This window comes from Achromobacter sp. SD115, assembly GCF_017355315.1.
GTDB classification, from domain to species: domain Bacteria; phylum Pseudomonadota; class Gammaproteobacteria; order Burkholderiales; family Burkholderiaceae_B; genus Achromobacter; species Achromobacter xylosoxidans_B.
On sequence record NZ_JADIJM010000042.1, the window covers coordinates 14,690 to 28,409 of the forward strand.

At 65.8% G+C, this 13,720-nt stretch carries 12 protein-coding genes and 1 tRNA gene; 6 read left to right on the forward strand and 7 right to left on the reverse strand.

Annotated elements, in window-relative coordinates; all coding sequences use genetic code 11:
• Positions 1 to 133: 133 nt before the first annotated feature.
• The 5 genes from IPU70_RS32160 to IPU70_RS32180 all read right to left on the reverse strand — a co-directional run bounded on the left by IPU70_RS32160 (position 134) and on the right by IPU70_RS32180 (position 4,769).
• Positions 134 to 1,084 carry a ribose-phosphate pyrophosphokinase gene (locus IPU70_RS32160; protein WP_006227587.1) on the reverse strand — a complete coding sequence of 317 codons (951 nt, stop codon included), beginning with the start codon at positions 1,082 to 1,084 and terminating at the stop codon, positions 134 to 136.
• A gap of 140 nt (positions 1,085 to 1,224) precedes the next feature.
• Positions 1,225 to 1,301: transfer RNA gene (locus IPU70_RS32165), tRNA-Gln, on the reverse strand.
• 1 nt (position 1,302) lies between these two features.
• A complete protein-coding gene (ispE, locus tag IPU70_RS32170; protein WP_207473845.1) occupies positions 1,303 to 2,214 on the reverse strand; it encodes a 4-(cytidine 5'-diphospho)-2-C-methyl-D-erythritol kinase in 912 nt (303 codons plus the stop codon).
• A gap of 72 nt (positions 2,215 to 2,286) precedes the next feature.
• Positions 2,287 to 2,865: a lipoprotein insertase outer membrane protein LolB gene (gene lolB / locus IPU70_RS32175; RefSeq protein ID WP_207473876.1), complete on the reverse strand. Its 579-nt coding sequence runs from the start codon at positions 2,863 to 2,865 to the stop codon at positions 2,287 to 2,289.
• A 17-nt stretch (positions 2,866 to 2,882) separates the two neighbouring features.
• Positions 2,883 to 4,769, reverse strand: a complete 1,887-nt coding sequence (locus tag IPU70_RS32180) for a lipopolysaccharide assembly protein LapB (RefSeq protein ID WP_207473847.1) — start codon at positions 4,767 to 4,769, stop codon at positions 2,883 to 2,885.
• On the opposite strand from IPU70_RS32180, the gene mutM reads away from it, so the two are divergent.
• From mutM to IPU70_RS32200, 4 genes are all read left to right on the forward strand, one after another.
• Entirely contained in the window at positions 4,768 to 5,595 is an 828-nt protein-coding gene (gene mutM / locus IPU70_RS32185; RefSeq protein ID WP_207473855.1) for a bifunctional DNA-formamidopyrimidine glycosylase/DNA-(apurinic or apyrimidinic site) lyase, read from the forward strand. The two genes, IPU70_RS32180 and mutM, sit on opposite strands and share 2 nt — an antisense overlap.
• Positions 5,596 to 5,734: 139 nt before the next feature.
• Positions 5,735 to 6,688, forward strand: coding sequence for an MBL fold metallo-hydrolase (locus tag IPU70_RS32190; RefSeq protein WP_088142612.1), 954 nt, complete (start codon positions 5,735 to 5,737; stop codon positions 6,686 to 6,688).
• Between the two features lie 111 nt (positions 6,689 to 6,799).
• Complete coding sequence (locus IPU70_RS32195; RefSeq protein WP_207473857.1) at positions 6,800 to 8,479, forward strand: FAD-dependent oxidoreductase; 1,680 nt, start codon at positions 6,800 to 6,802, stop codon at positions 8,477 to 8,479.
• A gap of 19 nt (positions 8,480 to 8,498) precedes the next feature.
• Positions 8,499 to 8,693 carry a DUF2783 domain-containing protein gene (locus tag IPU70_RS32200; RefSeq protein ID WP_013396193.1) on the forward strand — a complete coding sequence of 65 codons (195 nt, stop codon included), beginning with the start codon at positions 8,499 to 8,501 and terminating at the stop codon, positions 8,691 to 8,693.
• Between the two features lie 6 nt (positions 8,694 to 8,699).
• Here the strand turns inward: IPU70_RS32200 and IPU70_RS32205 are convergent, their stop codons facing one another.
• The gene (locus IPU70_RS32205; RefSeq protein ID WP_207473859.1) at positions 8,700 to 9,608 is read right to left on the reverse strand and encodes a LysR family transcriptional regulator; all 909 of its coding nucleotides are present in this window, start codon (positions 9,606 to 9,608) and stop codon (positions 8,700 to 8,702) included.
• Between the two features lie 167 nt (positions 9,609 to 9,775).
• Between IPU70_RS32205 and hmgA the strand changes: the two genes are divergently transcribed.
• On the forward strand, positions 9,776 to 11,074 hold the full coding sequence (gene hmgA, locus IPU70_RS32210) for a homogentisate 1,2-dioxygenase (RefSeq protein ID WP_207473861.1): 1,299 nt from the start codon (positions 9,776 to 9,778) through the stop codon (positions 11,072 to 11,074).
• Positions 11,075 to 11,199: 125 nt separating this feature from the next.
• On the forward strand, positions 11,200 to 12,519 hold the full coding sequence (gene fahA / locus IPU70_RS32215; RefSeq protein ID WP_207473863.1) for a fumarylacetoacetase: 1,320 nt from the start codon (positions 11,200 to 11,202) through the stop codon (positions 12,517 to 12,519).
• Here the strand turns inward: fahA and IPU70_RS32220 are convergent.
• Positions 12,516 to 13,433: an acyltransferase gene (locus IPU70_RS32220; protein ID WP_207473879.1), complete on the reverse strand. Its 918-nt coding sequence runs from the start codon at positions 13,431 to 13,433 to the stop codon at positions 12,516 to 12,518. The genes fahA and IPU70_RS32220 overlap by 4 nt on opposite strands.
• Positions 13,434 to 13,720: the final 287 nt, after the last annotated feature.

Here is a 13,720-nt window from a genome sequence, read left to right on the forward strand (position 1 = left end):
ACAATAAATGGCGAAGAGACTTCGCCGATTGGGTCACGGCACGCGACATGCGCGCCGTGTTTGTTGCGCCTTGCCGCGACCAGCAAGGCGCAAAACTCTGTATCCGGACTACCCGTCCGAGGGACGCCGCGTCTTAATCGACGAACAGCGAGCTGACCGATTCCGCGTTCGAGATACGCAGGATGGTCTCGCCCAGCAGCGCGGCGCACGACAGCTGGCGGATCTTGCCGCTGGCCTGGCCTTGCTCGGAGAGCGGAATGGTGTCGGTGACGACCAGCTCGTCCAGTTCCGACGCTTCGATGCGGTCGATGGCGCCGCCCGACAGCACGGGGTGCGTGCAATAGGCGTAAACGGCGCCGGCGCCGCGGTCCTTCAGGGCCTGGGCCGCCTTGCACAGCGTGCCGGCGGTGTCGACCATGTCGTCCATGATGATGCAGGTGCGGCCGTCGACTTCACCGATGATGTTCATCACTTCCGACACGTTGGCGCGCGGACGGCGCTTGTCGATGATGGCCAGGTCGGCTTCCAGCTGCTTGGCCAGTGCGCGGGCCCGCACCACGCCGCCGATGTCCGGGGACACCACGACCAGGTTCGAGAAATTGCGGCGCCAGATGTCGCCCAGCAGGATCGGACCCGCGTAGATGTTGTCCACGGGGATATCGAAGAAGCCCTGGATCTGGTCGGCGTGCAGATCCATGGTCAGGACGCGGTCGACGCCAGCCACTTGCAACATGTTGGCCACGACCTTGGCCGAGATGGCCACGCGCGCCGAGCGCGGGCGGCGGTCCTGGCGGGCATAGCCGAAATAGGGAATCGCGGCGGTGATGCGGCCAGCGGAAGCGCGGCGCAAGGCATCGACCATCACCATGATTTCCATCAGGTTGTCATTGGTAGGGGCACAGGTGGGCTGCAGGACGAAGACGTCCTTGCCGCGCACGTTCTCGTTGATCTCGACCATCACTTCGCCGTCCGAGAAGCGACCGACGGTCATCTTGCCCAGGGACATATCGAGGTGGTTGACTACGTCCACGGCCAGCCGAGTGTTGGCGGTGCCCGTGAAAATCATGAAGCTATCGTTTGCCATGATGGATGATGCGATGGTCGTTTTAAGACACTAACGAGGTGATGCGAGGTGATGCACCAGCGGACCCGGAAAATAAAAAAGCTGCTGAACCCGGGCCAGTGTCTTACAGGCGTGTTCAACAGCTTTTTTATGTATTCGGTTGGCTGGGGAGGAAGGATTCGAACCTTCGCATGCCGGAATCAAAATCCGGTGCCTTAACCAGCTTGGCGACTCCCCAACTATCTTGCAATCCAATTCCGCAACGGATGTTCAGCTAACCCAGTACATGCCTGCACTAACCGAAACCGTGGATGCGTTTGGCTGAATGTTTTATCAGCGCCGCGCATTATAGCGGATATTTCTGCTTCTGCCAAAACGGCTTCGGAGAGTTCGGAAAATTCGGCGAATAAACACGCACCAGATCCCGACATGCGAACTGGGGTTCCATGAAGGATTCCCTGTTCAGCAAGCCACCGCGATGCCCCAAGTACTTCTGGGTAAAGACGGTAGACCACCGGCTCCAAATCATTCCTGCCGAAGCGGGAAGTAGGCGAAGCAAGAAAGACCGCTATTGTGGTGGAAGAAGAATCCCTTGTCAAATCGGGTGCGGAAAATACTTGTGGGGTGGGCACGCTGGCGTCCGGTTGCGCCACCAGGTAGGCGCGTTCAGGCAGCGTCACCGCAGTCAGGTCTTCTCCCACGCCCTGGGCGAAAGCCGATTGCCCGAAGACGAACACGGGCACATCCGCCCCCAGGGGCAGCGCAAGCGCCATGAGCTCGCGCCGCGACAGTCCTGTACCCCACAGCCGGTTCAGCGCGATCAGCACCGAGGCGGCATCGCTGGAGCCTCCGCCCAGGCCGCCACCCTGCGGAATGCGCTTTTCCAGGCCGATCTGCACGCCCTGCTTCGTGCCTGTGGCCCGCCGCAGCGCGTGCGCGGCGCGCAAGGTCAGGTCCTGATCTTCTGGCACGCCAGGCAGCTCCGCGGCGCGGCTGATGACGCCATCGGCGCGCAGGTCGAAATGCAAGGTGTCGCACAGATCGATGAAGCGGAAGACGGTCTGCAGCAGGTGGTAGCCGTCGGCGCGCCGACCCACGACGTGCAGGAATAGATTCAGCTTGGCGGGAGCGGGTACGTCGTAGAGAGTCACGGCTGGGCGAAAAAAAAGCGGTAGCCAGATTTTACCGGCTACCGCTGGTTTCGAGCCGGCACGGCCCGCTGTTCAAGGCTGGTTGACGACCAGGCGCAGCATGATGCGGCGGCCCGGCTCCTGGCGCTCCAGCACCAGCAATTGCGGGCCCAACGTGTCGTAGCGCGACAACCGCGCGCGCCAGCCACCCTGCTCGAAAGCCGCCGGGCGGCCCAGCTCGTCGCGGGACACCTCGGTGGCCTCGGGCGTGGCGGCCAGCTTGCCGCGCAGCCAGTCGCGCAGGCCGGACACAGGCATGCTGCTGCCCAGCGCTTCCTCGGCCAGGGCATCGGGATTGTCGGCGACCAAGCGGGTGCCGTCGGCCTTGGTCAGGCTGGCCGCGCCGGGCCGCCCTTCCACGCGCGCCTCGGTCGAGCCCAGGGGATTGGTCAGGTCCAGCACATAGTGGCGACCGTCATCCGACCACGAGAAGCCGCCCTGCACGGCATTCTGCTTGCCGCTTTCCTCGTTGACGGTGATGGCGAAGCGGCCGATGCGCGAAAACGCGTCGGCGCTGGCCCCTTCGATCGGCTTGGGCGTGGTGCAGGCGGCCAGCGTCGCCGCCAACATCGCCATCAGCAACCAGCGCAGCGGCGCGGCAGCGCCGGACATGCGTTGAACAACTGCCGTCACAGGCCGATCCCCAGGCGCTTGGCCACGTCCTGAACGGTCTTGTTCTTGGGATCCTTCGCCACCGCGGCGCGCAGCAGCTCGGTGGCCTGGTCGCGTTTGCCCTGGGCCCAGAGGACCTCAGCCAGGTGGGCGGCGATGTCGGCTTCAGGGCGCACGCTGTAGGCGCGCCGCAGGTAGTCGGCAGCGGCCGCGGAGTCGCCCATGCGGTACTTGACCCAGCCCATGCTGTCGAGGATGAACGGATCGTTGGGAGCCAGCTCCAGCGCTTGCGTGATCAGGTCCAAGGCCTCGGGCAGGCGCTGGTTGTGGTCGGCCAGCGTGTAGCCCAGCGCGTTATAGGCGTGCGCGTGATCCGGGTCCAGCGCGATGACCTGGCGCAGCATGCGCTCCAGGTCGGCCAGGCGGTTCTGGCGCTCGTAGAGCATGGCCAGTTCGTATTTGATCTCGACCGTGTCGGGCAGCGCCTGATCGGCCGCCTCCAGCACCGACACCGCCTGCTGCACCCGATCGGCGTCGCGCAGGATCTGGGCCTTGGTCAGCACGCCCAGCGTGCGCTCTTCCTCGTCCTGGGGACCGGCGGCGTCTATCATGGCCAGCGCGTCGTCGATGCGGCCGCTCTTGGCGCGCAGGGCGGCCTGGCGCATGTGCACCGAATAACGCAAGGTGGGGTCGTCGATGCGGCCCAGTTCGGCGATGGCGTCGTCGTAGTGCCCCTGGTCTTCGGCAATGCGAGCCAGCAGCACATGGGCATCGGCCGCGGCCGCACCGGCGTCGGTCGCGCCCGGCACGGTCGCCCGCTGGCGCTGCTGCTGCACGTCCAGATACTGCTGCAGCAGGCTCTTGGCCTGCGGCAACTGGCCGGCCTTGTAGGCCAGCTGCGCCTGCATGAACAAGAGGTCGAAATCTTCCGGCGATCGGCGCGACATGGCCTGCAATTCAGCCAGCGCCCCGTTGTAGTCGCCACTGTCGGCCAATTGGCCGGCCAGCATCAGGCGCACCTTGCGAGCGTTGGGGTTGCGGGCGATATAGGCACGCGCCTCGGTCTGTGCGCGCTGCGGGTCCACCTTGTAGCCATACTCCAGCACGCGCAGGGCCGCGGCTTCCGACTTGGGGTCCGCCGCCAGGGCCGCGCGCGACTCCTGCGCGGCGCGGGTGTAGTCACCCGAAGCGGAGGCCACGTCCGCCAGCGCCAGATGCGCGGCCGGCAGCTTGCGGACGTTGTCGCTCAAGGATTCGTCCAGGATGCGCAAGGCCAGGCGGCGGTCATTCAGCCGGCTCAGCACGGCCAAGGCCTGACCGATGGCGGCCGGCTTGTCGCGCGAGGAATCGATGCGGTTGCGCAAGGCCTGCGACAGGCCCTTGGTCTGGCCGTTGGCGGCGGCCAGCGCCAGTTCGGTGGAGCTGGCCTCCACGTCGTTGGGGGACAGGCGCGCCCAGACCCGGGCGGCGTCCAAGGCGCCAGGGAGGTTGCCGCCGGCCAGTTGGAATTCGAGGGCGCGGCGGGCCAGGCGCGGATCGCCGGTATCTCGCGCCAGGCCCAGCATGGTGGTCGCCGCCGAGCCGTACATGCCGCGCTGCGCGGCGATCTCGGACGCGAGCACGCGATAAAAGATGTCGGCGGTCAGCGAGACATAGGGCAACTGCCCGGGGCGCAGCCGGATTACTTCGGTTTCAGGGTGGCGGCTCTGGGGCGCCATCCTGGGTCCGGTCGCATCGCGCGTCCGGCTGTCGGCGGCCTGGGCCGGCGGGGTCAGTATTGCAGCCAGCGCAAGCGCTAGCGCGGCGATCCCGATATTTATAGGTTTGAAAGACGACTTCACGCGGCCCGTCCGGTTGATGGCACAATCTTCGTACACGCAATTAATGATCTTACACTGGCTCATGCCGGAACTGCCTGAAGTCGAAACCACGCGCCGAGGAATCGACGCCGTCATCACCGGCCGGACGCTGACGCGGCTGGTCATCCATGAATCCCGCATGCGCTGGCCCATCCCGCCGGATCTGCCCGCCACGATCGCCGGCCGCGCCGTGCTGGAGTGCGCGCGCCGCGGCAAGTATCTGCTGCTGCGGTTCGAGCACGGCACCCAGATCGTGCATCTGGGCATGTCCGGGTCGCTGCGCAGCGTCGCCCCTGGCGAATTCCTGCGCAAGCACGACCATGTCGAATGGATCTTCGAGGAAGCCGTGCTGCGCCTGCATGACCCGCGGCGCTTCGGCGCGGTGCTGTGGCACTCCGCCAGCGACGGCCCCATCGATGCGCATCCCCTGCTGGCCAAGCTGGGCATCGAGCCCTTCGACCCGCGTTTCGACGGCGCCTGGCTGCACCGCCACTTCAAGAACCACAGCGCCGCCGTCAAGCAGGTGCTGCTGGCCGGCATGGCAGTGGTGGGCGTGGGCAATATCTATGCGTCGGAAAGCCTGTTCCGCGCCCGCATCAACCCCAAGACGCCGGCCAACAAGCTGTCGCCCGCCCGCTGCGAGCGACTGGCCGACATGGTGCGCGCCACCCTGGCCGACGCCCTGACTTCGGGCGGCAGCACGCTGCGCGACTATGTCGGGGCCACCGGTGAACCCGGCGCCTATTTCGAGATCCACGCCGCCGTCTATGAACGCGAGGGCCAGCCCTGCCGGGTCTGCTCCACCCCGATACGGCGCATCGTGCAGGGGCAGCGGGCCACCTATTACTGCCCGAAATGCCAAAGAAACTGACCGGAGCCGACCCCGAAATCCGCGGGAAATCCCTGTAAAAACAAGGCCATTTGTTTATAGCAAACGTATTGCACAAACACTAACGTCGGGCTATATTCCTTCCACACACCCTATTCCTATAAAAGTGGAAGGAGCCTCCATGAGCAAGCAATTCGCCTCGCACGCAGACCTGGACGACAAGGTCGTCTCGTTCGAAAAACTGTCCGACAACGCCTATGCCTACACGGCCGAAGGCGACCCCAACACGGGCGTGATCATCGGCGACGAGGCCGTCATGGTGGTCGACACCCAGGCCACCCCGGTCATGGCGCAAGACGTGATCCGCCGCATCCGCGAAGTCACGGACAAGCCCATCAAGTACATCCTGCTGTCGCACTACCACGCCGTGCGCGTGTTTGGCGCGTCGGCCTACGACGCCCAGGAAATCCTGGCCAGCCGCGACACCTACGACCTGATCGCCGAACGCGGCGAGCAGGACAAGGCCAGCGAAATCGGCCGCTTCCCCCGCCTCTTCCGCAACGCTGAATCGATTCCGCCGGGCCTGGTCTGGCCGACGATGACGTTCAAGGGCGAAATGACCGTCAATCTGGGCAACCTGGAAGTCAAGCTGCTGCAAGTGGGCCGCGGCCACACCAAGGGCGACACCATCGCCTGGCTGCCCGAGCAGAAGATCCTGTTCGCCGGCGACCTGGTCGAATACCAGTCCACGCCGTACTGCGGCGACGCCTATTTCCGCGACTGGCCCAGCACGCTGGACGCCCTGTCGAGCTTTGAAGCCGAGAAGATGGTTCCGGGCCGTGGCCCCGCGCTGAAGAACGCCACCGAAGTCCGCCAGGGCCTGGCCGGCACGCGCGCCTTCCTGACCGATCTGTACGGCGCGGTGAACCGCGGCGTGGCTGAAGGCAAGGACCTGAAGACCATCTACCGCGAGGTCTACGACTTCATGAAGCCGCGCTACAGCGACTGGGTGATCTTCGACCACTGCATGCCGTTCGACGTGTCGCGCGCCTATGACGAGGCCACCGGCTACACCCATCCGCGCATCTGGACCGACAAGCGCGACCTGGAGATGTGGGCGCAGCTGGAAGGCTGATCCCGACGGGCCGCCACGGCGGCCCTGCCCCGCTGCAACCGGAATCGCGCGCCGCAAGGCAGCGCGCGGCTTCGTGACATAAAAACAATATCACCCACACAGGAGACAACCGTGGGAGACATCGACTTTCAGGCGATGGAATTCGCCTATGAAAAACACGCCGACCAGGCCGCCAGCGAGCTTGCGCGCCATCAGGTCGTGGTGGTGGGAGCCGGCCCGGTCGGCCTGACCACCGCACTGGATCTGGCCCGCCAGGGCGTACGCGTGGTGGTGCTGGACGACGACTTCCGCCTGTCTACCGGTTCCCGCGCCATCTGTTTCTCCAAGCGCACACTGGAAATCTGGGACCGCCTGGGCGTGGGCCAGCGCATGATCGACAAAGGCGTGTCGTGGAACGTGGGCAAGGTCTTCTTCCGCGAACAGGAAGTGTGGCGCTTCGACCTGCTGCCCGAACCCGGCCACCGCCGCCCGGCCTTCATCAACCTGCAGCAGTACTACGCCGAAGGCTATCTGTACGAGCAGGCGCGGCGGGAACCCAATATCGATCTGCGCTGGAAGAACAAGGTCGCCGGCGTGGAGCAGCGCGACGACGGCGTGGTCCTGAACGTAGAGACCCCCGACGGCGCATACGCGCTGCATGCCGACTGGCTCATCGCCTGCGACGGCGCGCGTTCGCCGGTACGCAAGCTGATCGGCCAGGAAAGCCATGGCCGCATCTTCCGCGACCGCTTCCTGATCGCCGACGTCAAGATGCAGGCGGATTTTCCGACCGAGCGCTGGTTCTGGTTCGATCCGCCGTTCCATCCCAACCAGTCCGTGCTGCTGCACCGCCAGCCCGACAACGTCTGGCGCATCGACTTCCAGCTGGGCTGGAACGCCGACCCGGTCGAGGCCGTCAAGCCAGAAAACGTGCTGCCGCGCATCCGCGCCCTGCTGGGCCCCAACGCGCGCTTCGAACTGGAATGGGTCAGCGTCTATACCTTCGCTTGCGAGCGCATGGATAAGTTCCGCCATGGCCGCGTGGTCTTCGCGGGCGACTCCGCGCACCGCGTGTCGCCGTTCGGCGCCCGCGGCGCCAACAGCGGCGTGCAGGACGCGGAGAACCTGGCCTGGAAACTGAAGCTGGTGCTGGCCGGCCAGGCGCCCGAGGCGCTGATCGACAGCTATGCCGCCGAACGCGAATACGCCGCCGACGAAAACATTCTCAATTCATCGCGCGCCACTGATTTCATCACGCCCAAGAGCGACATCAGCCGCAGCTTCCGCAATGCGGTGCTGAATCTGGCCAAGACCCATCCCTTCGCGCGCTCGCTGGTCAACAGCGGCCGCCTGTCGCTGCCGGCCACCTACGCCGGCTCGCCGCTGAACACCCCGGACGCCGACGCCTTCGCCGGCCGCATGGTGCCGGGCGCAGTGGCGCTGGATGCACCGGTGGACGCGCAAGGTGCGCAGGATTGGTGGCTGGCGCAGCTGAACGGCGAATTCGTGCTGGCCCTGTTCTGCGGCGATGCGCTGCCCGACCGCGACACCCTGCTCGCCCTGCAGGCCCTGCGCATGGCGCAGGTGCCGGTCAAGGCCGTGCTGGTCGCCAGCCCGCAATGCGACCTGTCCGCGCTGCCCGAGGATTTGGCCGCCGTGAGGGACCGCGAGGGCTGCCTGGGCAAGCGCTATGACGCGCAGGCCGGCACCGCCTACCTGATCCGCCCCGACCAACACGTCTGCGGCCGCTGGCGCGCCTTCAGTGCCGCCGCCGTTGCCGCAGCAGTCGGCCGCGCCACGGGCCGCGCCTGAACTTCGAGATCACTCCATCATGCTGATTACCGAAACCAACCTGGTCTCGCCGGACGACTTCTACGAAGCGCTGATCGAGACCCACCGCGACCTCACCAACGAACAAAGCCAGGAACTCAACGCGGCGCTGATCCTGCTGCTGGCCAACCACCTGGGCGACATGGACGTGCTGCGCGAGGCCTTGCGCCAGGCGCGCGCCTCCGTGGCGCCGTAGACCCGTTCACGCTCCCACCGCGAACGTATTGACGATCAGGGCGCGCAACCACTGGTTGCCGCTGTCCCTGTCGACCCGGCGCTGCCAGTACATGTTCGTCTGCAGCGCCGGCACTTTGATCGGCGGCGTCATGAAACGCAGGCCGAACGGCGGCGCGGCGCTGGCGGCGAGTTTTTCGGGTACGGTGGCCAGCAGGTCGGTCGCGCTGACGATGTACGGCACGGCCGAAAAATGCGGCACGCTAAAGTGTTCCGCCAGGTCGACCCCGGCGCGCTCCATGGACTGATTCACCTGCCCGTAGGGCGCCGCGCGCGACACGATGAGGTGGCGCTCTGCCCGGAAAGCCTTGAGACTCATGCCGGCGTGCGCCGTCGGATGCGCCTGCCGGAACAAGGTCGCATAGCCCTGGCGGAACAGCATGCGCTGCAGCGTGCCCGCCCCCATTTCATCGAACGCGCCGATTGCCAGATCCACCCGCCCGGCCTCCATTTCCCGTGGCAGATCCGGTCCCTGCACCCGCACGGAATCGATGCGCACCAGCGGTGCCACCTGCACGCAGACCTCCATCAGGCGCGGCATGAAGTGAATCTCGCCCACGTCCGTCATCGCCACCCGGAAGCGCCGCGTGCTGGTGACGGCATCGAAGACATCCTGGTCTTTCAGGGCTTGCGACAGCATGGTCAGCGCCTCGCTGACCGGGCCCGCCAGGCGTGTCGCGCGCGGCGTGGGCAACATGCCCTGCGCAGTGCGCACGAACAGGTCATCGCCGAATGCTTCCCGCAGGCGCCGCAGCGCATTGCTGACAGCGGGCTGCGACAGGTCCATGCGCCGCGCCACGGCAGACAGATTGCGGTCCTCCAGCAAATGCTGGAACAGCAGCAGCAGATTCAGATCGACGTCGCGCAACTCGGCCATGCGCCCTCCTACTATTCACAAAATTTATAGTCCCTATTTTTACATTCCCGTAGCCGAGGTGGGGTTTTTTTCCGACAATGGCACATCGGCCTCCCGGATACCTTCCGTACCGGCCACCCGCAACAGGCCGCGCGGCCAAGCACCGCGCCGCCACTCAGGAGGAACCCATGGAACTGCAATACCAGACCGGTTTCGGCAATAGTTGCGCCACCGAGGCCCTGCCCGGGGCCCTGCCGCTGGGCCGCAACTCGCCGCAGCAATGCCCCTACGGCCTGTACGCCGAGCAACTGTCCGGCACCGCCTTCACCGCGCCGCGCAGCGAAAACCGCCGCTCCTGGCTCTACCGCATCCGTCCCGGCGCGCAGCACAAGCCGTTCGAAGCCTTTGACGGCGCCGCTGGCTGGCAAAGCACCTTCGGCCAGGGTCCCGTCACGCCCAACCAGCTGCGCTGGAGCCCGCTGCCCATTCCCGCCGCCCCCACCGACTTCCTCGAAGGCGTGAAGACCTGGGGCGGCAATGGCGCCCCCGACGAGCTGAGCGGCGTGGGCATCCACCTGTACGCCGCCAACCGCTCGATGCTAGGGCGCTACTTCTACAACGCCGACGGCGAACTGCTGCTGGTGCCTCAGGAAGGCCGCCTGCGCCTGGCCACGGAACTGGGCCTGATCGACCTGGAGCCGCTGGAAATCGCCGTCATCCCGCGCGGCGTGCGCTTCCGCGTGGAACTGCTGGACGGCAGCGCGCGCGGCTACATGCTGGAGAACTTCGGCGCCGCCATGCGTCTGCCCGAACTCGGACCCATCGGCTCGAACTGCCTGGCCAACGCCCGCGACTTCAAGACACCGGTGGCTTGGTATGAAGACATCGAAGGCAACTTCGAACTGATCGCCAAATTCACGGGCGGCTTCTGGCGCGCCTCCATCGACCATTCGCCGCTGAACGTCGTGGCCTGGCACGGCACGCACGCGCCGTACAAGTACGACCTGCGCAACTTCAACACCATCGGCTCCATCAGCTACGACCATCCGGACCCCTCGATCTTCACGGTCCTGACCGCGCCGTCGGACACCCCGGGAACGGCCAACATGGACTTCGCGATCTTCCCGCCGCGCATCCTGGCCATGGAAAACACCTTCCGTCCGCCCTGGTTCCATCGCAACATCGCCAGCGAATTCATGGGCCTGATCCAGGGCGTCTACGACGCCAAGGCCGACGGTTTCGCGCCCGGCGGCGCCAGCCTGCACAACTGCATGAGCGGCCACGGCCCCGACGCCGAGACCTTCGAAAAGGCCTCCCACGCCGATACCAGCACCGCCCACTACATCCGCGACACGATGGCGTTCATGTTCGAGACGCGGCGCGTGATCCGCCCGACGGAGCAGGCGCTGGCCTCGGTAGAATTGCAGGGCGACTACTACCGGTGCTGGCAGGGCATCGCCAAGCATTTCGACCCCAGCAAGGCGTGACGCGCAGACCCTCTGCTATCCACGCACGCGGCGATGAGCGCAAGCTCATCGCCGTTTGGCATTTGAATTTTCCGGCGCCTGGCGCCCCGGCCACCGCACAACCACACTGAAAGAGACACGCAGCCATGACCACCACCATCAACGAAACCCACGACCCGTCCCTGAAGAGCTGGATCGCCAGCGCCAACACCGGCGAATCGGATTTCCCGGTGCAGAACCTGCCCTACGCCTCCTTCCGCCGTCAGGGTACGACCGAATCGTTCCGCCCCGGCGTGGCCATCGGCGACCAGATCCTGGACCTGGCCGCGCTGGCCGCCAAGCAGCCCTTCGAAGGCCTGGCCGCCGAAGCCCTGGCCGCGTGCGCCACGGACAGCCTGAACGCCTTGATGGCCCTGGGCCAGGCCCACTGGAGCGCCCTGCGCCTGGCGCTGTCGCGCGCGCTGCGCGAAGGCGCGGCCCTGCGCGGCGCCGTCGAGCCCCTGCTGGTCCCCCAGGCCGACGCCGAATACACCACGCCCGCCCGCATCGGCGACTACACCGACTTCTACATCTCGGTGCACCACGCCACCGCCGTGGGCAAGCAGTTCCGCCCCGACAATCCCCTGCTGCCGAACTACAAATGGGTACCCATCGGCTACCACGGCCGCGCCTCCAGCATCGGCGTGGACCAGAAGTTCCCCCGCCCCGTCGGCCAGACCCGCCCCGCCAATGAAGGCGAAGCGCCGCAATTCGGCCCCTGCGCCCGCCTGGACTACGAACTGGAACTGGGCATCTTCGTCGGCACCGGCAACGCCCAAGGCGACCGCATCAACCTGGCCGACGCTGAATCGCACGTGTTCGGCCTGTGCATCCTGAACGACTGGTCGGCGCGCGACATCCAGGCCTGGGAATACCAGCCCCTGGGTCCCTTCCTGGCCAAGAACTTCGCCTCCACGATTTCCCCCTGGATCGTCACCATGGAAGCGCTGGAGCCGTTCCGCACGCAATGGAACCGTGGCCCGTCCGAGCCGCAGCCCATGCCCTACCTCGCGTCCGACGCGAACCGCGCCAAAGGCGCCTTCGACGTGCAGATGGAGGTCCTGCTGACCACCGAGAAATCGCGCGCCGACAAGCAGCCGCCCGCCTTCCTGTCGCGCAGCAACTTCCGCGATGCCTACTGGAACGTGGCGCAGCTGATCACCCACCACACCGTCAACGGCTGCAACCTGCAAGCGGGCGACATGCTAGGCACCGGCACGCTGTCCGGCCCGCAGCCTTCGGAAGCGGGCTCGCTGCTCGAACTGAGCAACGGCGGCAAGAACCCGATCGACCTGCCCTGGGGCGAAAAGCGCACCTTCCTGCAGGACGGCGACCAGGTCATCATGCGCGCCGAATGCGTGAAGGCTGGCTATCCGCGCATCGGCTTCGGCGCGAGCTCGGGCCAGGTGCTGCCGGCCCGCGTTTAATCGGTCTTGGCGTTCGGCCGCGCACGCGCGGTCAACGCCTCGATCTCATCGTCCTTGGCCTGCCACTGCTGGCCCAGCCAGTGGTGGAAGGCGGTGCGGAACGCCTTGTCGCCGGTGTAGTCGGCGTCGCAGAACTCCGGCGGCACCGGCAACTGCCGCATGCGCACCAGCACCTGGCCCGCGCGGCCGCAAGCCAGATCCCAAAAGCTGGGCGCGCCATCCGGATAGGCAATGGTGGCATCTATCATCGAGCGAAAGCGCTTGCCCATTGCATTCAGCGCCACCGCCAGCCCGCCCGCCTTGGGTTTGAGCAAATGGCGGTACGGCGAACCCTGTCCATCGCGCTTGGCCTGAGTAAACCGCGTCCCTTCCGCAAACACCATCACGCTGGTCGGCACCAGCGAAAACTTCGCGCATGCCCGTCTGGCGGTCTCCTGATCTTGCCGACCCAGATCCGGATTGCGGCGCAACGCCGCCTTGCCATGGCGCTTCATGAAGGGAAAGTCCAGCGCCCACCAGGCCAGCCCGATCACCGGCACATAGATCAGCTGTTGCTTCAGAAAGAATTTCAGCAGCGGAATGCGCCGGTTCAGCGAATACTGCAACACAAAGATATCCGCCCATGACTGGTGATTGCAGTTGACCAGATACCAGTCCGCGTAGCGCAGCCCGGTATTGCCCTGGATATCCCAAGGCACTTGCTGGATCCGCGCCAACCACCCGGCATTGCTGGACACCCACGCCGTGGCAATACCATTGAGCACAGGATCAATGCGCCGCCTGACCGCGGGAAACGGCAGCAACAACTTCAGCAACGAGATCGGAAACAGCAACAGGCACCAGAACAGCGTGCTGGCCGCCAGCCAAACGGTACTGACGACACCCGTGATCCACGCAAACCGCCCGCGCGGCAAGGGCAGCGCGCGGCGCCTCACCGGCGCATGGGAATCAGGCTTGTTTGATTGAGCGCCCGCAGCAGCGCGAGCAGCATCAGAAGACGATTCAGGAAAAGTCATGCGCCAGTTTCCTACCTTCAACAAAAATCCGACTTGCGCAGAATCAAGCCCACCACCAGCACGCAGCGCCATCCCCCAAAACAAGCCACCGCGTAAGCCCCAGACCGGCCGCCCGCGCGGCCGGTCTGGGGCGGGCACCGCAAGATCTTCCACCGTAACACTCCGGCAACAAGAACCCTAAGAAA

Bases quoted from the DNA above. Each gene is read 5' to 3' on its own strand.
- IPU70_RS32190 (WP_088142612.1), top strand. From the start codon at position 5,735: ATGAGCAAGCAATTCGCCTCGCACGCAGACCTGGACGACAAGGTCGTC.
- IPU70_RS32180 (WP_207473847.1), bottom strand. From the start codon at position 4,769: ATGAGCCAGTGTAAGATCATTAATTGCGTGTACGAAGATTGTGCCATC.
- hmgA (WP_207473861.1), top strand. From the start codon at position 9,776: ATGGAACTGCAATACCAGACCGGTTTCGGCAATAGTTGCGCCACCGAG.
- lolB (WP_207473876.1), bottom strand. From the start codon at position 2,865: ATGTCCGGCGCTGCCGCGCCGCTGCGCTGGTTGCTGATGGCGATGTTG.
- IPU70_RS32205 (WP_207473859.1), bottom strand. From the start codon at position 9,608: ATGGCCGAGTTGCGCGACGTCGATCTGAATCTGCTGCTGCTGTTCCAG.
- IPU70_RS32160 (WP_006227587.1), bottom strand. From the start codon at position 1,084: ATGGCAAACGATAGCTTCATGATTTTCACGGGCACCGCCAACACTCGG.
- mutM (WP_207473855.1), top strand. From the start codon at position 4,768: ATGCCGGAACTGCCTGAAGTCGAAACCACGCGCCGAGGAATCGACGCC.
- IPU70_RS32200 (WP_013396193.1), top strand. From the start codon at position 8,499: ATGCTGATTACCGAAACCAACCTGGTCTCGCCGGACGACTTCTACGAA.
- fahA (WP_207473863.1), top strand. From the start codon at position 11,200: ATGACCACCACCATCAACGAAACCCACGACCCGTCCCTGAAGAGCTGG.